The following is a 19,624-nucleotide window of genomic DNA, read 5'->3' as shown; positions in this document are numbered from 1 at the left end:
TTTTAAACAAATCCTGAGGTGAGGCAGGTCCAGCCCGAGGAGCCATTTGGGATAAACAGTGCGGCGGGGTAAGTCCGGCGCCTGGAGCACCGAGCGAAGGTCACTTATTATCAAGGACTATCAGGAAAAGTACTTCCTGGATGCCATATCAGCTCCGCATCAAGAACCGGCATAAAGTCACGGGTGCCCGCATTGACAACGCACAGTTCAAAGTGGGCAATGATTTGACAGGTGGCCTTTTCAGCACACCAACTTGGACGTTTCACCAAAACAGCGCCCCTCACCCTGCGGGTACCTTTGTCAGGTAGATATTACAAACCTAACGGGTAAACACATGAAAAAGACAGCCTTAGTTACGGGTGCTTCGGCAGGAATTGGGAAGGCAACGGCCCTGTATCTGGCCCGGCACGGTTATACGGTGTATGGGGGAGCACGCAGAACGGACAACATGCTGGATCTGCAACGCTACGGGATTACCCCCCTGGCGCTGGATGTCACCAAGGAGGACAGCGTGGTAGCGTGCGTAAATCACATCTTCGCAGCGGAAGGAGGCATTGATATTTTAGTTAACAATGCCGGCTTTGGGCTGGAAGGGGCCATTGAGGATCTGCCCCTGCAAGACGCCCGCTATCAATTCGAAGTGAACGTATTCGGGGCCATGCGACTGGCCCAGCTGGTGCTGCCGAAAATGCGCGAAAATCGCTACGGTAAGATTGTCAACATTTCCTCGGTGGGCGGTAAGATTGCCTTTCCGTTAGGGGGGGTATCACGCCAGCAAATTTGCCGTGGAAGCGCTGAGCGACAGCCTTCGCAATGAAGTAAAGGAATTTGGCATTGACGTAATTGTAGTGGAGCCCGGGGCCACCCGATCGGAATGGGGAACGGTGGCCACGGATATTCTGCTGAAAGTCTCGGGCCATACAGCCTACCAAGACCTGGCGGCCAAAACCCATTCCTTATTTACCCGACTTTCGCAGGATGTAGCGGAACCCGTCGTCATTGCGGAACTGGTCCGGAAGGGAATTGAAGCCAAAAGCCCCAAAGCAAGATACACGACTTCCCAACTGGCTTCCTGGCTGCTGCTGGGGTTGAAACGGCTGTTGTCCGACCGGCAAATGGATAAACTAATTATGAGTCAATTACGCTAGTGCGCCATGGACAACGTTTTTCTGCAGCATAATATTCTCTACGCGCGCGGTCATCAGAAACTGCAACGGAGTGAGCATTACTTTCCCGACCACGCGCTCGGCATTATGTTGTCCGGCGAGTCACACTACTTCACCAACGAGAGTTCGTTTGTTATGAAAGAAGGCACCATCTGTTTGATGCGGCGGAATGAATTATTCAAAAAGCTGAAAAAAGCGGGCCCCCATGGGGAGCCACCTTCCTTGATCAGCCTGTTTCTGGAGCAAAAAACGTTACGCCACTACGCGAGTGAAAACGGTATTTCCAAGCAACGGGCGTACAAGGGCAGCGCGATGGTTGATCTAACGGCTAACGGGTTCTTAAGAGGGTTTTTTGATTCCCTGTTGCCGTATATCGATCAGCCGACCAAGTTGAATGCCAACTTGGCGGCGCTTAAAACCGGGGAAGCAATTGAGTTGCTGCTGCAGACGGATGATATCTACCGTCAATTTTTATTTGATTTTCAGGAACCGCATAAGATCGATCTGGAAACGTACATGAATCATAATTTCAAGTACAATATTTCCTTACCATCATTTGCCAAACTGGCGGGACGCAGCCTGTCGACCTTCAAGCGTGATTTCCGAAAAATATTTGAAACGACCCCGGAAAAGTGGCTGCAGCACAAGCGCCTGCAGCACGCGCACTATCTCCTGGCACAGGGAGAAATGCGACCCTCCGACGTGTATTTAGAAGTTGGGTTTGAAAATCTGTCGCACTTTTCTTTCGCGTTCAAAAAAGCCTTTGGTATCACGCCCACTGAGTTGGCGGAACAACATAGAGTGACTAAGTGCTAATGAGAACAAGGCAGTGCATTGGCAACTACCGCACTCGTGTTCTGCGCGTGTATTCTTAGCTGGAAGGGTACATCGTTATCCTACGACTCGAGCCCCTTCTTTTCTCTATTTACCCAACCACTGCCGGTGCGCGGTGGGTTACCTTCCTTTGCATATCTTCTTTTAATCAGGTTTTGGCGGCGCGGCCCGTATTGGGCCTTACCTTGGTAAATTCAGCTGAGCCGGCCGGCAAACAAGAAATCAATCAAGTATAACAACCTGGCAGGTAACAATTTATTCATATCCAGCGCAGGATGAATGGCCGGGCAGTTACGTTGAAGTTCCTACTACCTCGTGCTCCGGCTCGCAATCCTATGAACTCTTCTCTACTGTCCATTTGCCTGCTGGCCGTTAGTGGCCTGGTGCTGTTCCTGTACGCGGTAAGCCGCTTGGCCCTAGCCTTGCGCCACGTGGCGGGCGAGCGAATGAAAGGCTGGCTGCACCGTTTCACGAAAACCGTGCCCATGGCCATCCTCACGGGTGCGGTGGTCACTACCCTGTTGGATTCGTCATCGGTCGTGATTATTCTGGCTATTGCCCTGGTTAGCGCCGGCGCCCTGCCCTTCCGCAACTCGCTCGGCGTAGTGCTGGGCGCCAACATTGGCACCTCCATTTCCAGTCAGCTCTTTGCCTTTGATCTGGGACAGTACGCCGTGGTAGCCATGTTGCCGGGACTATTGCTGTTATCTTTCGCCAAAAAGCGTAACAAACGCACGATAGGCCGAGCCTTGTTCTGCTTTGGTTTGCTCTTTTTCAGCTTGTTTCTAATTGGCGAGGCGGCCGCGCCGCTGAAAGACTACGCGACCGTGCAGACCTGGCTGCTGAAGTTGGAAAATCCCGTGCGCGGGGCGGGCGCGGGCGCCCTCATCACCCTGCTGATCCAGTCATCGTCGGCCACGCTGGGCATGGTTATCAAGCTCGCAGCCAAGGGGCTGCTCACCCTGCCCGCCGGCATTGCCGTGATGCTGGGCGCGGAATTGGGCACCTGTTCCGATACATTGCTGGCCACCATGGGGCGCGGTCGGCCGGCGCTGAAAACCGGGTTGTTTCACTTGGGCTTCAACCTCGTTTCTATTACGGTAGGCCTCTTGCTTATTCACCCCTTTACGGCCCTGGTTATGCGCCTAGCCGGCCAGGCCGAGGTGTCCCGCCAGATTGCGCACGCCCACGTGCTTTTCAACGTCGCCGGCGTGCTGGTCTTTGCCCCGCTTGTGCCCCTGTGCCAACGGCTCCTGGACGCGTGGTTGCCCGACCAGCACCAAGCGGTCAGGAGCTTGACGGCCCAGCCGGCATAGGCCCCTTAAACTGGACGCTACGTTACCCCCTCCGACGGTGCGAGCCCGCGTAAAAAGCAATCCGGGCTCCGGTTTAAGCGGGCATTGACTCGGCGCGAGTATTAATTCTAGACTCATAGTCTGTACCAGTAGGGAGCTGACTCACGGACCGGACACTCGCCTCGACTTAAGCAGTACAGAAGTAAGCTCCACCTGAGCCCATCGAAGGGGAGCAGAAGTTCCAGCCCCACTTACCGGCACATCTGCTTATAATAAATTTTCTTTGCGTGACGGTGGGCTAGGCCGCTCAACGCTAGGCCAAGGGCTTAGCGCTGAGGATTTTTGGTTATGTACAACACGCCATTTTGGTCCCCGCAGAAAGCAAAATTTTCATTCCGTCCGCAAAGCGGCGCCGACGCTGTCACACATAGTCGCGATTTAGCATCCAAGTATAGGCTGGTAATCTGATGGGCTTGGGGAAGCAAAATTTTGTCCCCTTTGCTCGTCGCAATGCCAATGGTTTCAAGGTAGGAGCCGGACGGGGTGGAACTAGGGGTCCGGGCTATATCAATGTAGTACTCAGTACCAGACGAGGTGTTGATTTTGTTTCGGGCAATTTGCGGCTCGTGGCTGTCCCGCCGCCAGTTACGATAGGGCTGCCAGGTTGCCCCTTGGTTGACACTGAAGTAAGAGGGGGTATTGGCATATGGCGTAGCAGGATCGCTGGAGTTCGTGCTCTGCGTATTAAGGACCAGCAAGGTGTCTGCCACTTGAACAAAGCCAAACAAGCCTCGATTGGAAGAGTAATTGGTAGCCCGCCACGTTTTCCCCCGATCCGTGGTTTGGTAGATCTTATAGCCAGTCGTGATTACGAGCGTTCCATCGATGTCGCCATATACTCCCTCAATGGCGCGGGCGTCGGGAGCCTTAAGAATGTACCAGTCGGCGTTTTCAGGCTGAACGTCACGTTCAACTTCGGATTGACATGCGCCAACGGTCAGCAACAGCAACGCAGAAAAGAATAATGATTTCATAATAGAGCTTAGGTTAGAAAAAGAGCCAGGATTACCCACCACCAGTACTACATGCTTGCGTTTGTCTTGCGCAGATACCGTTAAAATGTCCTTGTCCGCCCATAAGGAGCGGATCAGAAGTATAACAGTGGAATATACCTATTTTAATACCTGCAATGGTACCCCCTCCTCAGTCCGACAGCTTACCAGAGTGCTTCCCCTCTAATAGTGGCCTGGGTAAAGAAAGAGACCAATCCTACCGGGCCAACTGGTTAGGGATCTGCCAGTATCCGGACTGCTGAAGTGCGTTATTTGCAAGCACAGGCGACGTGCCCACCTGCCGCGAACGGCTCGGCGCTTCAATCCAGGAGCTTGAAGGTAATCGGCAACGTGTAGGCTACCCGGACCGGTTGCCCGTTGAGGCGGCCCGGGGTCCACCACGGCATAATGCGCACGAGGCGCAACGCTTCCTGATCCAGTCCCGCCCCCAACCCGCGCACTACAGTCGGATCTAAAATCCGGCCTTGCTCGTCCACCACAAAGCTGACGAACACTTTCCCATTGATGTTCTTATGCAAGGCTTCTTCCGGGTACTTAAGCTTCGTTTGTAGAAACTTCAGGAAGGCGGGAGCACCACCCGGGTACGTCGGCATTTCGTCGACCGTTTCGTATACCTTGGGCGATGCCGCGACGGCTCCGCCGGTACCCGTTTCGTTCGCGACGGGAGAAGTAGTAACCGTGAGGGCTTGCCCGATAACGTCCGCGGCGGCCAGCAAAAGGAAGCACACTAGAGTAAAGGTTCGGAGCATAGAAAATTAAAATTTGATCACGTAAATCTAGCGCCCCTTCCAAGCCACTAGTGGCGGGTATGCATCACGTTACTGTTGTGTTTACGTGACGAAGATGTTACTTCCGCCGCTCCCGGGTAGCCCCATCGGTCACTCCACCCGGACGCCCTCCCCACCGCGCATCCCGCATGGGGTGCCCGTGGCTAGTAGCGAGCACCCTCCTGGAAAAACGAAACCATTTTCCCCTTCCTAGGACCACGAATCGTCCTGCTTTAGCCGGACCCAGCTTGGCCCCGTACTTTGGCACCCAATGGCCGCTCCCGACTCTCGGGCAGGAACTCCCCTAGTGGAGCCCGGGCTATCTTCACAAAAACGTAACGGGGGCGCTACACGCGCATAACACGAAACCCGCACCTTTGCTTTCGCCATTACGCAGTGCGCAGGCGAAATGGCCGTGGGCAATCCTTCACGCGAGCCCCCGTGCTGCAACGCTGGGGCTTAGGGCCGCTATTCTTACCACGCCCCTATCTGGAGCCTGCTCAGCTTAGCGGCGGCCCGGCCAGCCGCCATCGCAGCCCCGGTAGCAGGGCTAGTTCTGCCGCACTGGCATCTCCCGGGCGAGCCCTACGAACTACTCAGGGTAATGGTTTAGGTGATCCGGCTTGCTTGATAGGCTATCCCGCCAAACAGGAGGACCCCACTGGTTATGCTAAGCGCTACAATAAAATCATAGAGTGCTTTGCCTTTCAATGATTTACGCCAAGCCGGTGGCGTGATTATTACCCTAATGTTACCTGATTCCCAGGGGATGGTAATGATTAGATAAACTTAACAACAACTTCTAGCAATATACGACGGGGACCTTTGCGTCATATTCTACTCCTATGGCAGCACAACGTACTCGGTTGTTTCAAATTCTTGTTTTCTTCATGTGTTTAGGCAGCTTTTCTGCTTTAGCGCAATCAAGTGGTACCATTCGTGGAACGGTACGGGACCAGAAAACTCAGGAGCCCATCATCGGGGCCAGTGTAGGAGTTGTCGGCACCACCATTGGTGCCTCCACGGACCTAGACGGCACTTTTTCGCTTTCGAAAGTACCCGTGGGAACGCACACCCTGCGCATCAGCTCCGTGTCGTACGAAGCGAAGAACGTACCGGGCTTGCAGGTGGAAGCCGGCAAGGTAGTAGTTGTTAATACGGCCCTGGCGGATGCTTCTGCCTCCCTGGGGGAAGTTGTGGTAACGGCTCAGCGCCGCACGAACACGGAGGTAGCCGTGATCAGCGAGGTACGTAATGCGCAGTTGGTGGCCGTGGGGGTATCCTCCGAACAGATCGTTAAGTCTCAGGACCGGGATGCGGCGCAAATTGCCCGCCGGGTACCGGGCGTATCCATTCAGGACAACCGCTTCGTACTCGTGCGGGGCTTAGTACAGCGTTATAACGCCGTAATGCTCAATGATGTGCTGACGCCCAGTTCGGAAGTGGACACGCGGGCCTTTGCTTTCGACATGATTCCGAGCAGCGTCATTGACCGGATGATGATTTTCAAGTCGGGCTCCGCGGAGCTTCCCGGCGACTTCGCCGGGGGCGTGATCAAAGTATACACCAAGCGTGCCCCGGAGGAGAATTTCACTTCCCTGGGTATTCAGGCAGGTTACCGCAACGGCACCACCTTCCAGGATGTGCAGAAATACAAAGGCGGCAAATATGATTGGCTGGGTTTCGATAGTGGCAAACGCACTATTCCGGATAACTGGCCTAGCCGAATCAACCGCGACCTTCCCCTCACCTTGCAGGCGGCTTACGGCCGGCAGCTGCCTAATAACTGGGCTATCCGCTCGGGGCAGGCCGCCCCAGATCTACGCCTCTCCTTTAGCCTGGGTCGCCGTTTCGAAATAGGCGAAAAGCAAGTAGGTACGCTCACAAGCCTGAACTACGGCAACTACCACGTCGCTACTACGCCTAACCTGACTTTCTACGAACTCGGTGCGAATCGCGATGCAACCAATGCGGAATATGAAGACCAGGCCTACAACAACGAGGTGCGCCTGGGGGTGGTACAGAACTTTTGGCTGCGCCTGAACAACCGCAGCACGCTGGAATTTAAAAACCTGTTCAACCAGCTTGGCGCCGCGGAAACCGTAATCCGCGAGGGGGTAGATAAGGTAGCCGGCAATGACGTGCGCTCCTACTCGGAGCGGTACGAGAGCCGCAGTATCTACTCCGGACAGCTGATTGGCAACCACGAGTTGGCCAACAACAAAACAACAGTTAACTGGGTGGGTGGCTTTGCCTACACGCATCGCACCGAGCCGGACTGGCGCCGGGTGCGCTACTTGCGCCCAACCAATGTTATGGACGGGGACGGCGTGCCCGTACCCTTCGGGGCCGCCACCGGCTCCCAGCCCGTGCTGACCGACGCCTCGCGTTACTTCTCCAAGCTTAACGAGCGGGTAGAATCGGTTGCCTTGAATGTGGTACACCAGATTACGCAGGATTCAACCAACAAAGAAGGCGGTATCAAGCTGAAAGCCGGCTTGTACGCCGAGCGCAAAGACCGGGACTTCTCGGCTCGCTGGTTTGGCTATACGAACGTGGGCAACACGGGAGCCACGGGTAGTGGAGCCCGCCTTCAGCCCATCGATCAGATTTTCAGCCTCGGCAATCTCACGGGGCAGAACGGCGGCTTTGCTCTCCAGGAAGGTACGGACCCCAATGACGTGTACACGGCCAGCAACACGCTAGCCGCTGGCTACGCCAGCCTCACCCTGCCGCTTGGTAAGTTTACCGGGGTAGCCGGCTTCCGGGGTGAGTACAACGACCAAATTGTGAACAACCAGCTGCGCGGCGGTGGCACGGTAAAAGGCGGGCAGCGCCTGTTCAGCCCGTTGCCTTCGCTTAACGTTTCTTACAACCTTTCCGACCAGATGCTGGTACGCGCCGCCTACGCGGCGACCATCAACCGCCCCGAGTTCCGGGAGCTTTCCACCTTCCGCTTCTACGACTTCAACCTGAATGCCGACGTGCAAGGCAATGCTTCGCTGAAGACGGCCAAGATTCAGAACGTGGACCTGCGCTGGGAAATGTACCCATCCATGGGTGAGCAAATCACGCTGGGAGGTTTCTACAAGCATTTCAACAGCCCCATCGAAACGTTCATGAACAGCTCGGTGGGTGGAGCTAACGTGCTGGGCTACTCCACGGTGAACACCCAGTCTGCTACCAGCTACGGCGTGGAAGCGGAGGTGCGCAAGTCGCTGGCGGGAGTTTCTGGTTCGCGTTGGCTGCAGCGCCTTTCCCTGGTTGGTAACGCCTCCTACATCTTCAGCCGCGTGGAGCTGGGTGACTACGTAATGATCCCGGACGCCAGCGGTCAGGTGAAATCAACGTACGTCGGCGACACGCAGACGCGCCGCCGCCCCCTGCAGGGCCAGTCCCCTTACCTGATCAACCTGGGGGCGTATTACAACGACGATGAGCGGGGGACGCAGGTCAGTGTACTCTACAACATCGTGGGGCCGCGCATTTTCGCCGTCGGCAATAACGATAACCCCACCCTGTATGAAGTACCCCGCAACGTGGTGGACTTGGTGTTGACCAAGCGCCTTGCCAAACACTGGGAGCTGCGCGCTGCCTGGCAGGACATTTTCAACCAACCCGTGCAGTTAGTGCAGGACACCGACCGCAACGGAAAGTACTCCAGCAACGACTCCTCTTATCGCTCCCTGCGCCGGGGCTCCAGCACAACTCTGGGCCTGAATTTCATCTGGTAACTCAGCCCTTCCCCTTTACTCCTCTTGCTCCATTCATCCAAACTCTCCTTATGAAACGCTTTCCGAAAATGTTGCTGTTGGCCATGCTGGCACTAGCCAGTGCTTCTTCCCTCAGCAGCTGTGAGGACAACAATGACAATGCCCCAACCCAGCAAGAGCCTTCCGGCCCTACTGATGCAGCTGGCCGGGTGATTTTATCGGGGGAAATCAGCGCTAACCGTACCCTTCGCGCTAACGAGAAGTATTTACTGCAGGGCTTCGTCTACGTCACTAACGGCACGACCCTAACCATTGAGCCGGGTACCAAGATCTTCGGTGATCAGACTACGAAAGGAGCGTTGATCATTGAGAAGGGCGGAAAGATTATCGCCGAAGGCACCCAGGCCAACCCGATCGTGTTCACCTCGGCCAAAGCGCCCGGCAGCCGCAACTACGGCGACTGGGGCGGCCTCGTTCTGGTGGGCAATGCCCCCATCAACCGCTCGACCACGGCCACCGAAATGGAAGGCGGCATTCGGGGCAACTTTGGGGGCTCTAACGCGGCGGATAACTCGGGCAGCCTGAAGTACGTGCGCATCGAGTTTGCGGGTATTCCCCTCTCGACTACGGCCAACAGCGAAATCAATGGTCTGACCATGTACGGCGTCGGCTCGGGCACGCAGATCGACTACGTACAGGTTTCATATTCTGGTGACGACTCCTACGAGTGGTTTGGCGGCACGGTAAATGCCAAGCACTTGATTGCGTACCGCGGCTTCGACGATGACTTCGACACGGACTTTGGCTACACGGGCAAGGTACAGTACGGCTTGTCGCTGCGGGATCCGCAGTTCGCAGACCAATCCGGTTCCAATGGCTTTGAATCGGACAACTTCAACCCCGGCACTCCCGCTACTTCCGACTTCAATGGCCTGCCCCTGACGGCTCCCGTCTTCAGCAACATGAGCGTATTCGTAACGGGGGGTACTCCTCCCGCTACGCAGCAGTCAGGTAGCGGCGTGTATCAGTCTGCCCTGCACCTGCGCCGCAACACGTCCACTAGCGTCTACAACTCCGTGTTTGTAGGCTATCCCGAAGGCTTGCGCCTGGATGGCACTCCGACGTGGGCTAACGTTCAATCGGGCGGCCTGAATCTGGCGGGTGTTGTTCTGGCCAATACCACGCGACCTCTGCGCGCAGCCAACAACACGGGCAGTGGAGCCTTCACCGATGCTGACGTGGAGACGTGGTTCAATGCGACTGGCAAGAACAACTCAGTGGTAAATGCTGCCGGTCTGAGCTCGCTGGGACTCAATACCAACACCTTTACCCTGACCGGTCCCAACTTTCTGCTAAACAGTGGCTCTCCCCTGCTTTCGGGCGCTGTCTTCACGGGTAAAGCGGACGACAGCTTCTTTGAGAAGGTTACCTACCGCGGGGCCTTCAACGGCTCAACCAACTGGGCTCAGGGCTGGACGAATTTTGATCCGCAGACTACAACCTACTAGGCAGTTGCTTTAGCCACCATAGGCACGAAACCGGGGCTGCTCGTCAGCCCCGGTTTTTTTGTTTTTACCGTTTCTATTTGCTTGTACTTGTGTTAGGCCCCCAGCCCGATTCTGCTCTACACTTATTGGACCATGTCCGGGAGTACCTGCAGCGTACCCTGTGCGTAACCATTGGAGTCTGCCCCCCCGGTACGGGTTACCAGTGGTGGCGGTGGGAGCAAGGCTTGCTCACGAAGGTGTTAACCATAGGCACCGTCACGCCCCCCCGTATTGCGCAGCTGGCGGAGATACCGCCCCCCCTGCTGCTCGTCACCGAGTACGTATCTCCCTCCCTGGCGGAGCAGCTCCGCCGGGCGGGCATCTGCTACGCGGACCGCGCCGGTAACGCGTGGTTGCGCTGGGGGCAGCCCCAATGGCTGGTCCTGCTGCAGGGGTTCCGCCGGCTCCCGCTGCCCTGTCCCACGGTCAGCGCGTCCATCCGCTCGGCCCAGATGAGGTTTGTGTTCCAGCTGCTGACTAGCCCTGCGTTGCCCAGTTACGCTCCAGCCAGCTTAGCTACCCACACCGGGCTTAAGCTAGCCCTGGTTGAACGATTGATCTTGCAGCTGCAGCAACAAGAACTCTGGCTTCCCACTGGCCCAGGTCACCTTGCCCCGCAGATGGCCCCCCTGGCCCGCTACTGGGTGAGTCATTACCCGGAAGCGTTGCGCCCGCGCCTAAACCCGCAGCGCTACCGCTGGTCCAACCCTCAGCAAACGGCAGCTACTCTGGCTCAACTGCGTTTTCCGCCCGATACTTGGTGGAGTGGAGAAACCGCGGCCAATTTGTTATTGGCGGAAGAGGCCCTTCCCACTTCCTTCGTTATCTATAGTCGCCAGATTCGCCCGCGGCTGGCAGAACAGTTGGGGCTCGTTCCCCATAATCGCGGGAACGTGGAAATTCTTACCCCCTTCTTCTCACAGGTGCCACCTGCCAGCGCGGCTTTCTCCTGTGTGGATCCAATGCTAGTCTACACGGACTTACTGCTGCTGCCTACTGCGCCGGGTCGCCAGCTGCAACAGCGCTTTAAGCAGCGGTTTCTATCCGCCCTACTCCGGGCGGCAGGCTAGAGCTAAGTCAGACACCACCCGGACCTACTTAATTAGGAGGAAACTACCAATAATAGGCACGCGACGGTGAAGCAAAAAGTACAGCACGATCAAATTCAAGCCCCTAGCAGGACTCTTGCTCAGTAGGGACAGTTGCGGGTAGACGGGCTCACGCAGCCCGCCCCTGGTAGCGGGAACCGCCGCTGGCTGGCCTACCATTCACTCTTAAATACGGACCGTAAGCCGCAGCCCGCCGTAGGAAATATTGCTGGTCAGGTCTGGTTGGCGCAATAGGTACGCTCCCCGCCGGAAGTACACGCCCGTGGCTTGGAGGGTGAGGGACGCCGTGGGGCTGTAGGAAAGGACGGCGTCCACCATATCGCCAATGCAGCGGCCCGAATCAACGGATGGCAGCAGCCGCACGCCGGTAGGCCCGTACACACCATCCATCAGGCTGCTGCGCCAGAACCGGTAATAGCTGGTAAAAAGCCGCACCCCGGGGGCCAAGTTAACATCGGCCCGGGGGTGCACGACGTACACGTTGGAGGAACCTACATTGTCGATGAACCCGTAGTAGATGGCCATAGGATAGAGCGGATTAAATGTATTTAGTTCGCCGTCCCCCGGGTTATGGTCACCGCTAGCGATGGCGCTTTGGAGCGTGAGTACCGGCTTACGCTTTGAATTGGGCATCTCGTAGGCCACCAGTTGCGCCACCTTCCACGCCCGGATGGTTGTGCTAGCAAAGTGGCCCAGCTGGCCTTCGACCACCGTGATGCCATTCCACGAACCCCGCTTATAATACATGGAAGCTCCCGCTGTATGCCGTTTTTCGGCCCCAACCCCTTGATTAAAGACAGTCTGGTCGCGGTTGACGTTTAGATAGAATACGTCTAGGCGGGTGAGCAGCGGGTGCTGGTAGGTGTGCGTCAGCCAGCCGCCGAGTAGGTACTGCGACCGGTCGCGCGCATCGTCCAGCGGGCCGGGGTTGTTGCGCACCACCCACATGGCTAAGCCGTCGACGCGCGTATTGCCCAGGTAGGCTACGGCTTTGGCGCCCAGGAACGAGCGCCGCACGTTGGCGTCGCGGATGTCGAGCAATGTACCCTGGCCGTATTGCAGGAGCTGCTTACCGAGGCGCAGCACCACGCGCGACCGGGGCGCGAGCGGCCAGGCTAGCTCGGTAAACAGCTGGTTGAAGCTGAGCTGGTTGACGTCCTGCACGGGGCGCGGCCCGCCCGTACGCCCCGTAATGGTGCTGCTGTTGATTTCGGCGTAGGCCCGAACGTGCCGGCTCCACCGCAGGTCGGCGTACCCGATGGCCCGGTGCAGTAGGTAGCCATTCTTGTCTTCCGGCCCGAGGCCCCAGTAGTAGGTGTGTTAGTTGTCGTAGGTTTCGCGCAGGTGCAGGCAGTAGGTCATAAAGCCCCGGTTGGCGCGAATAGGCAGGTGTTTGAGCCGATAGGCCAAGGTGCGGCGCAGCGAATCCGGCACGGCCGGCCAGTACTCCTCAGCCGAGTTAGCGAGGTAGCCCGTAGCCGTGGTGTCGCTACCCATAGTTTGCGCGGCCGCGCCGCCGGTGCTACCTAGCTGCAAGGTGGCAGCTAGCACCACCAGTGGCGCCAATCGTCTGGACTTGCGGCTGATTCCAGCGGCCATGGTAGGAGAAAGCAAAGCTGTGCCAAGCTGATGGTTGACGTCAATCAGAAGCAAATGAAGTGGGCGCCGCACGCTAAAGACCACAGCTAGGCTCCGCGGCAACGAAGCGGTGATACGGCATTTTGTCGCGGCGGGGCGCTTTCACAGTGGCGTCCGTAACGGCGGGGCGCGCATGGATAGGCCCACTGGTCTGCCGCAGCATGTTGCCGGGCCGGCCTTGCCGCACCGCTTGCACTTCGGCCACAATGGATAGGGCCACTTCTTCCGGCGTTTCGGCCCCTAGGTCCAAGCCCACAGGACTGAAGAGCCGCCCGCGCAGGTGCGCTTCAAGGTCGGGGATTTCCTTGCCTAGCTCTTCGAGCAGGCGATCTGCCTTGGTGCGGGCGCCCAGCAGGCCGATGTACGGGGTGGGTGCATCCAACAAGCGTTGGAGCACGGCTCGGTCGTAGGCGTAATTGTGGGTGAGCAGCACGGCAAAATCGGCCGTGAGCGGCAGCCTGGGCACCTCCCCTAGCGGCACCACGCGCACCTGAGCGGCCTGGGGAAAGCGCGCGGCAGTGGCTTGGCGCGGCCGGCCATCAATTACGGTCACGTGCCAGCCGAGCGCGGCGGCTAAGCTCACGAATGGCTGCGCATCGTTGCCCGCCCCGTACACGCACAGGCGCAATGCGGGGCGCAGCACCTCCAGGAACACGCGCACCGTGCTGCCCTCAGCCACTCGGCACTCGCCCACGAGCGACTGCCCGGTAGTGAAAGCCTGAGCGGCTAGGTCCTGGAGTTGGCTTTTAAGGTCAGGCCTGTCGAGCGAATGACCCGCTACTTCGCCCGCGGCCGTGAAAAGCAAACGCTGGCCTAGGCCGCTGACGAACTGGTTGCCCGCGCAGCGGAATACCGTTGCCAACACGGCCGGTTCGGGATGGTGCACGAAGCCGCGCAGCAGCTCCAGCGGATTGGTAGATTCGTGAAAGTCAAGCGGCTCCAGCAGAATGTGCACTACACCCTGACAGCCGGGACCTAGGCCGTGGCGCGGGTCGTCTTCATCGGTGGTGTCGTAGGTAACCAGGGCGGGCTGGCGGCGCATTAGGGCTTGGCGGGCGCGTTGCCGGGCATCGCCTTCGAGGCAGCCGCCGCTGATGGCGCCCGTGAGCTGCCCATCATCGGTAACCAGCATGCGGGCACCGGGGCGGCGGTAGGCGGAGCCTTCCACTTCCACCACCGTGGCCAGGGCGCAGGCGCGGCCCGCGGCGCGGTAGCCATCGTAGGCCGCTAGTAGACGTTGGAGTTCGGTCATAAGTCAAGCAGGCGTAGGGGCGCTGTGGGCTCAGGTACAGCCCACTAGCGTCAGTTAGCACTGCGACAAAAGTCATTTCCGCGCTCCGCCGGGTCATTGATAAATATCAAGAACCGCCGCTGGCCTATTGGGAGACAGGCTTCTACTAGGGTAGAAGCAGTCAGGCTTGATCTGGCGTCCGTTTGTCGAAGCATTTCTTCTGCTTCGCCTGCCCTACCGAGGTGCATCTAGGAGCCGCCAACCTAGGGTTGATGGTTGATAAAAGTCAATGCAAGCGCCTGGAGATGAGCCACAATTTTGGCGAAGCACCAAACCTAAAACCTCCTCGGCTATGACGACCACGCCATCCGCGAAGACGGGCTACGATGCCCTGCTGACTCCGCAAAAAAGCTTACTGCTGCTGATTGACCACCAGCCGTTTCAGTTCGCCAATTTGCACAGCCACGAGCCGTCGCTATTGGTCAACAACGTGGTAGGGCTGGCCAAAACAGCCAAGGTGTTCGGTGTGCCCACCATTCTGACCACGGTAGTGGAAGAGCGCGGCGGGCAGCTGCTCAAGGGCATCCGGGACGTATTTCCGGGGCAAGAAATCATCAACCGCACCACCATCAACACCTGGGAAGACCCGCGCGTGGTACAACGCGTGGAAGCCACGGGCCGCCGGAAGCTGATTATGGCGGGCTGGTGGACCGAAGTGTGCCTAGCCATGCCTACCATTCAGGCCTTGGGCGAAGGCTACGAGGTCTATATCGTGACCGATGCGTCGGGCGGCGTGTCTGCCGAGTCGCACGAGCGGGCCGTGCAGCGCATGGTGCAGGCGGGCGCCGTGCCCATCACCTGGATGGCGGTGCTCTCGGAGCTGCAGCGCGACTGGGCCCGCACCGAAACCACCGACGGCGTGGGCGAAATCTTGTTCGAGCACGGGGGCGGCAGCGGCGCGGCCCTGCACTGGGAGCGGCAACTGCTCGGCGTAGGGGCTGGCGTTTAGGCCTAGCGGCAGGCGAGCTAAGCAAGCAAAGCCGTGTCAGTGCCTAGCCTTTGGGAACTCTTGACAAAAGTCAATGCGGTGCGTCAGCGGCTACCGGATTTTTGGATGACGATACGATGCTGCTGGCACCGGTGTGCCTTCGCCTTTGAGCTAGCCCATAAGCCGGCGTTGCGGTGCCGCTAACCCGTTGGCTTTCACCCTATCACTCATCAACCCATGGAAGACAATCCGTTCGACAAGCACCCCGGCGGCCGACCCGAAGATGGTTCGCGCCGCTCCTTTATGAAGCAGGCCGGCGGCATCGTGGGCCTCGCCCTGGCGCCCCCGTTCATGGCGCAGGCCGAGCGGCTGACGGCCTTCTCGAAAACGGTGGCCGGCGTGTCGACCATGCAGCTGAAGGTGAACGGCACGGTGCGTACCATTCAGGCCGAACCGCGCGTGACCCTGCTCGATGCCCTGCGCGAGCACCTGCACCTGACGGGCACCAAGAAGGGCTGCGACCATGGCCAGTGCGGCGCTTGCACCGTGCACGTAAACGGCCGCCGCATCGTGAGCTGCCTGACGCTGTCGGTGATGAACCAGGGCAAGGACATTACCACCATCGAAGGCCTGGCCCCCGGCAACCAGCTGCACCCATTGCAGGTAGCCTTCATCCAGCACGACGCCTTTCAGTGCGGCTACTGCACCTCCGGCCAGATCATGTCGGGCGTGGCGTGCGTGCGGGAAGGCCACGCCACCACTGACCACCAAGCGCGCGAGTGGATGAGCGGCAACATCTGCCGTTGCGGAGCCTACCCCAACATTTTGGCTGCCGTGCGCGAGGTAGCCGGGCAATCCACCAAAGGCTAATCCGATGAACAACTTCACGTACACGCCGACCAACTCGGCCAAGGAAGCCACCCGCCTGCGCCGGGAAACGCCCGCGGCCACCTACGTAGCCGGGGCCACCACGCTGCTGGATATGATGAAGGTCAACCTAGTCGAATACCCACAGCTGATCGACATCAACGAGCTGCCGCTCAGGGGTATCGAACAAACCAGGGAAGGCCTACGCATTGGGGCGATGGAGCGCATGAGCGACGTGGGCGAGCATCCCGTGGTGGTGCAGCAGTACCCGGCCGTGTCGGAGTCGCTGCTGCTGGCGGCCTCGGCCCAGCTGCGCAACATGGCCAGCATCGGCGGCAACCTGCTGCAACGCACCCGCTGCGGCTACTTCCGCGACGGAGCCTTTCCGTGCAACAAGCGCGTGCCCGGCTCGGGCTGCCCCGCCCAGCAAGGCGACCACCACGGCCTAGCCATCCTTGGCACCTCCACCGCCTGCCTGGCCCAAACCTACCCCGGCGACTTGTCGGTAGCCCTGGCGGCGCTCGACGCAGTTATCACCCTGGAAAATGCGAAGGGTAAACAGCGCCGCGTGCCCGTCACCTCCTTCTATCTGCTGCCCGGCCAGACGCCCGACCGCGAAAATATCCTGGAGCCCGGCGAGCTGATCGTGGCCGTGACCATTCCGGCAGCCCCGCACGCCCAGCGCTCCACTTACCTGAAGGTGCGCGAGCGAACCAGCTACGCCTACGCCCTGGCCTCAGCCGCCGTGGGGCTGGAGGTCCAGGGCGGCACCATTCGCTCAGCCCGCGTGGCGCTGGGCGGCGTGGGCACCATTCCGTGGCGCTCCCCCGAAGCCGAGAAGATCCTGACCGGCGCCCCCGCTACCGACGACACGTTTCGGGTCGCTGCCGCGGCGGCCCTGCGCGGGGCGCAACCGCGGGAGCACAACGGCTACAAAGTAGCGCTGGCCCAGAACACGCTGGTGCGGGCCCTGCAAAAAGTTGCTACCCCTTAATCCTGTCGTTGTATGAACGATTCGCTTTCCTTCGAGCCGCCCAAGGCAGGCAGCGTGGTCGGCCAGCCCGTCAACCGCATCGATGGCCTCGCTAAAGTAACGGGCCAAGCCCGGTACGCGGCCGAGTACGACCTACCCGGCCTAACCTACGCCGCGCTGAAAACCAGCACCATCGCCAAGGGTCGCATCACGCGCATTGACGCGACGGCGGCGCTGCGTGAGCCCGGTGTTCTGGCCGTGCTTACCCACGAAAACCTGCCCAAAATGGCGCAGACGCCCAACACGCTGGCGGGCAAGTACGCCATTTATGGCATGCACATGGGCTATATGCCGATGACCGGCGACGAGATTTTCTACGCCGCGCAGCCCGTGGCCGTGGTGGTGGCCGACACGTTTGAGCGGGCTACCCAAGCCGCCGCCCTAGTGCAGGTCACCTACGAGGAGGCCCGCCCGGTAGCGTCCTATCAAAGCGCGCAGGCCGAAGTGTTCGACCCCAACGGGCAGGGCTTCGTCTTCGATTTAAAGAAAGTAACCCGCGGCAATCCGCAGGCGGCGCTTGCGGCCTCCCCGGTGCAGGTGAAAGCCACCTACGTGCACGCCATCAACCACCACAACCCCATGGAGCCGGGCGCCACCATCGCCCACTGGGAGGGCCCCGACCGGGTGACGGTGTACGACTCCACCCAGGCCGTGGCCATGTCGCAACAGTCCCTGGCGGTGGTGCTAGGTTTGCCGCAGGAGCAGGTGCGGGTAATTACCAAGTTTATCGGCGGGGGCTTTGGCTGCAAGTTCAACCTCTGGCCCCACACCGTGCTGGCCACGCTGGCGGCCAAGGCGGTGGGCCGGCCGGTGAAGCTGGTGCTGACGCGCCAACTGATGTTTACTAGCCTGGGCCACCGCGAAGACCAGGAGCAAACCATTACCCTGGGGGCTACCCAGGAAGGCAAGCTCACGACGCTTATTCACGAGAAAACGTCGACCACGTCGCCCTGGGACATCTTTGCCGAGCCCAACGCCGCCATTCTCAACTGGCTGTACGCCTGCCCCAACTACGAATCCTCGCACCGGGTAGCCCGGGCCAACGTGATGACCTCGACCTACATGCGGGCACCGGGCGAGTCGCCGGGCTCGTTTGCCATAGAGTGCGGGCTGGACGAGCTGGCGGCCAAGCTCAACCTGGATCCGCTGGAAATTCGCCTGCGCAACTACGCCGACCTGGACTCCGGCACGGGTCAGCCGTGGTCGAGCAAGGGGCTGAAGGAATGCTATCGGCGCGGGGCCGAGCTCTTCGGCTGGAGCAAGCGCAGCCGCCAGCCGGGCGTCACGCGCGACGGTCAGCTGCTGGTCGGCTGGGGCATGGCGACGGCCTCCTACCCCGTGCGGCCGGCGCAGGGGCGGGCCCGCGTGCGCCTCTACGCCGACGGCCACGCCCTGGTGCAAACCAGCGCCACCGACCTCGGTACCGGCACCTACACCATCATCACGCAGGTTGCCGCCGACGGCCTAGGCTTGCCCATGGATAGGGTTCGGTTCGAGCTAGGGGACAGCACCCTACCCACCGCGCCCGCGTCCGGCTCGTCGGTGGCGGCGGCTACGGTGTCCTCGTCGGTGCACCTGGCTATTCAGGACGTGTGGCAGCGCCTGGCGGCCATGGCCGTGCGCGACAGCCAGTCACCGCTCTTCAAAGCCCCGCTCACCGACCTTACCAACGAGCAGGACCGCCTGGTGCTGCGCAAAGATCCCAGCAAAGGCGAGTCGTTTGCTGCGCTGCTGCAGCGCCAGGGCCTGACCGACATCGAAGGCGTCGGCAACAGCAAGTCGGGCGAGGGGTTTGAGGCCGACCAACTGGCCTTCGACAACAAGCCGGGCACCAAGCAAACCAAGCGCTCCATGTACTCCTTCGGAGTGCATTTCTGCGAGGTGAAAGTCGACCCCGACCTCGGTACCGTGCGGGTCAGCCGGTGGGTGAGCGTGATGGACGGCGGCCGCATCCTGAACCCTAAAACGGCGCGCAGCCAGATTATCGGCGGCGCCATCATGGGCATTGGGTCGGCCTTGATGGAAGCCACCAACCGCGACGAGTACTTCGCCCGCTACACCAACGCCGACCTGGCCGGCTACCACGTGCCCATCAACGCCGACATTCCCGACATGACCGTGGAATTCGTCGACGGCCACGACCCCTACGTCAACGCCATGGGCGTGAAGGGCATCGGCGAGGTAGCCATGGTAGGCTCCGTTGCCGCCGTGGCCAATGCCGTGTACCACGCCACCGGCAAGCGGGTGCGTAGCTTGCCCATCATCCCCAGCAAGGTGCTAGGCCGCGACGCGGTGTAGCGCTACGCAAACGAGCTGAGCGGGCCGAATCCTCTCGCTTCGCGGAATAAGCTCACCCGAAGCAG

The 19,624-nt window shown here is 59.6% G+C and carries 15 protein-coding genes and 1 pseudogene; 11 read left to right on the top strand and 5 right to left on the bottom strand.

The features are described 5' to 3' along the window. The first annotated feature begins 334 nt into the window (after nucleotides 1-334). The 4 genes from EU556_RS26715 (at nucleotide 335) to EU556_RS24595 (ending at nucleotide 3,316) form a co-directional block, all read left to right on the top strand. Complete coding sequence (locus EU556_RS26715; RefSeq protein ID WP_262709680.1) at nucleotides 335-817, top strand: SDR family NAD(P)-dependent oxidoreductase; 483 nt, start codon at nucleotides 335-337, stop codon at nucleotides 815-817. Then, on the top strand, nucleotides 786-1,148 hold the full coding sequence (locus tag EU556_RS26710; RefSeq protein ID WP_262709679.1) for a hypothetical protein: 363 nt from the start codon (nucleotides 786-788) through the stop codon (nucleotides 1,146-1,148). Before EU556_RS26715 ends, EU556_RS26710 begins: the two co-directional genes overlap by 32 nt. 6 nt (nucleotides 1,149-1,154) lie before the next feature. Beyond that, nucleotides 1,155-1,982, top strand: a complete 828-nt coding sequence (locus EU556_RS24600) for a helix-turn-helix domain-containing protein (RefSeq protein ID WP_135436906.1) — start codon at nucleotides 1,155-1,157, stop codon at nucleotides 1,980-1,982. A 353-nt stretch (nucleotides 1,983-2,335) separates the two neighbouring features. Beyond that, on the top strand, nucleotides 2,336-3,316 hold the full coding sequence (locus EU556_RS24595) for a Na/Pi cotransporter family protein (RefSeq protein WP_135436905.1): 981 nt from the start codon (nucleotides 2,336-2,338) through the stop codon (nucleotides 3,314-3,316). 305 nt (nucleotides 3,317-3,621) lie between these two features. Here EU556_RS24595 and EU556_RS24590 read toward each other — a convergent pair whose 3' ends face one another. Together EU556_RS24590 and EU556_RS24585 are read right to left on the bottom strand one after the other, a co-directional pair. Further along, the gene (locus tag EU556_RS24590) at nucleotides 3,622-4,329 is read right to left on the bottom strand and encodes a hypothetical protein (RefSeq protein WP_135436904.1); all 708 of its coding nucleotides are present in this window, start codon (nucleotides 4,327-4,329) and stop codon (nucleotides 3,622-3,624) included. 338 nt (nucleotides 4,330-4,667) lie between these two features. Then, nucleotides 4,668-5,117, bottom strand: coding sequence for an energy transducer TonB (locus tag EU556_RS24585; RefSeq protein ID WP_135436903.1), 450 nt, complete (start codon nucleotides 5,115-5,117; stop codon nucleotides 4,668-4,670). Between the two features lie 908 nt (nucleotides 5,118-6,025). On the opposite strand from EU556_RS24585, the gene EU556_RS24580 reads away from it, so the two are divergent. The 3 genes from EU556_RS24580 to EU556_RS24570 all read left to right on the top strand — a co-directional run bounded on the left by EU556_RS24580 (nucleotide 6,026) and on the right by EU556_RS24570 (nucleotide 11,465). After that, nucleotides 6,026-8,869: a TonB-dependent receptor gene (locus EU556_RS24580; RefSeq protein ID WP_167855708.1), complete on the top strand. Its 2,844-nt coding sequence runs from the start codon at nucleotides 6,026-6,028 to the stop codon at nucleotides 8,867-8,869. 50 nt (nucleotides 8,870-8,919) lie between these two features. Further along, nucleotides 8,920-10,356 carry a cell shape-determining protein MreB gene (locus tag EU556_RS24575; RefSeq protein ID WP_135436901.1) on the top strand — a complete coding sequence of 479 codons (1,437 nt, stop codon included), beginning with the start codon at nucleotides 8,920-8,922 and terminating at the stop codon, nucleotides 10,354-10,356. Nucleotides 10,357-10,433: 77 nt separating this feature from the next. Continuing rightward, on the top strand, nucleotides 10,434-11,465 hold the full coding sequence (locus EU556_RS24570; RefSeq protein ID WP_135436900.1) for a type IV toxin-antitoxin system AbiEi family antitoxin: 1,032 nt from the start codon (nucleotides 10,434-10,436) through the stop codon (nucleotides 11,463-11,465). Between the two features lie 204 nt (nucleotides 11,466-11,669). Here the strand turns inward: EU556_RS24570 and EU556_RS24565 are convergent. The 3 genes and pseudogenes from EU556_RS24565 to EU556_RS24555 form a co-directional block, all read right to left on the bottom strand. After that, a pseudogene (locus EU556_RS24565) lies at nucleotides 11,670-12,785 on the bottom strand (alginate export family protein); the annotation flags it as partial. 39 nt (nucleotides 12,786-12,824) lie between these two features. Continuing rightward, the gene (locus EU556_RS24560) at nucleotides 12,825-13,103 is read right to left on the bottom strand and encodes a hypothetical protein (RefSeq protein WP_135436898.1); all 279 of its coding nucleotides are present in this window, start codon (nucleotides 13,101-13,103) and stop codon (nucleotides 12,825-12,827) included. A gap of 73 nt (nucleotides 13,104-13,176) precedes the next feature. After that, on the bottom strand, nucleotides 13,177-14,394 hold the full coding sequence (locus tag EU556_RS24555; protein WP_135436897.1) for an XdhC family protein: 1,218 nt from the start codon (nucleotides 14,392-14,394) through the stop codon (nucleotides 13,177-13,179). 331 nt (nucleotides 14,395-14,725) lie between these two features. Between EU556_RS24555 and EU556_RS24550 the strand changes: the two genes are divergently transcribed. From EU556_RS24550 to EU556_RS24535, 4 genes are all read left to right on the top strand, one after another. Next, complete coding sequence (locus tag EU556_RS24550) at nucleotides 14,726-15,382, top strand: hydrolase (protein WP_135436896.1); 657 nt, start codon at nucleotides 14,726-14,728, stop codon at nucleotides 15,380-15,382. 216 nt (nucleotides 15,383-15,598) lie between these two features. Further along, nucleotides 15,599-16,231: a (2Fe-2S)-binding protein gene (locus EU556_RS24545; protein ID WP_135436895.1), complete on the top strand. Its 633-nt coding sequence runs from the start codon at nucleotides 15,599-15,601 to the stop codon at nucleotides 16,229-16,231. A gap of 4 nt (nucleotides 16,232-16,235) precedes the next feature. Continuing rightward, nucleotides 16,236-17,222 carry an FAD binding domain-containing protein gene (locus tag EU556_RS24540; protein WP_135436894.1) on the top strand — a complete coding sequence of 329 codons (987 nt, stop codon included), beginning with the start codon at nucleotides 16,236-16,238 and terminating at the stop codon, nucleotides 17,220-17,222. A gap of 12 nt (nucleotides 17,223-17,234) precedes the next feature. After that, nucleotides 17,235-19,559, top strand: a complete 2,325-nt coding sequence (locus tag EU556_RS24535) for a xanthine dehydrogenase family protein molybdopterin-binding subunit (protein WP_135436893.1) — start codon at nucleotides 17,235-17,237, stop codon at nucleotides 19,557-19,559. Nucleotides 19,560-19,624: the final 65 nt, after the last annotated feature.

The sequence above is a fragment of the Hymenobacter fodinae genome (assembly GCF_004745825.1).
In the GTDB taxonomy this organism is placed as follows: Bacteria; Bacteroidota; Bacteroidia; order Cytophagales; family Hymenobacteraceae; genus Hymenobacter; species Hymenobacter fodinae.
This window is presented reverse-complemented; position numbering and strand designations above follow the sequence as displayed.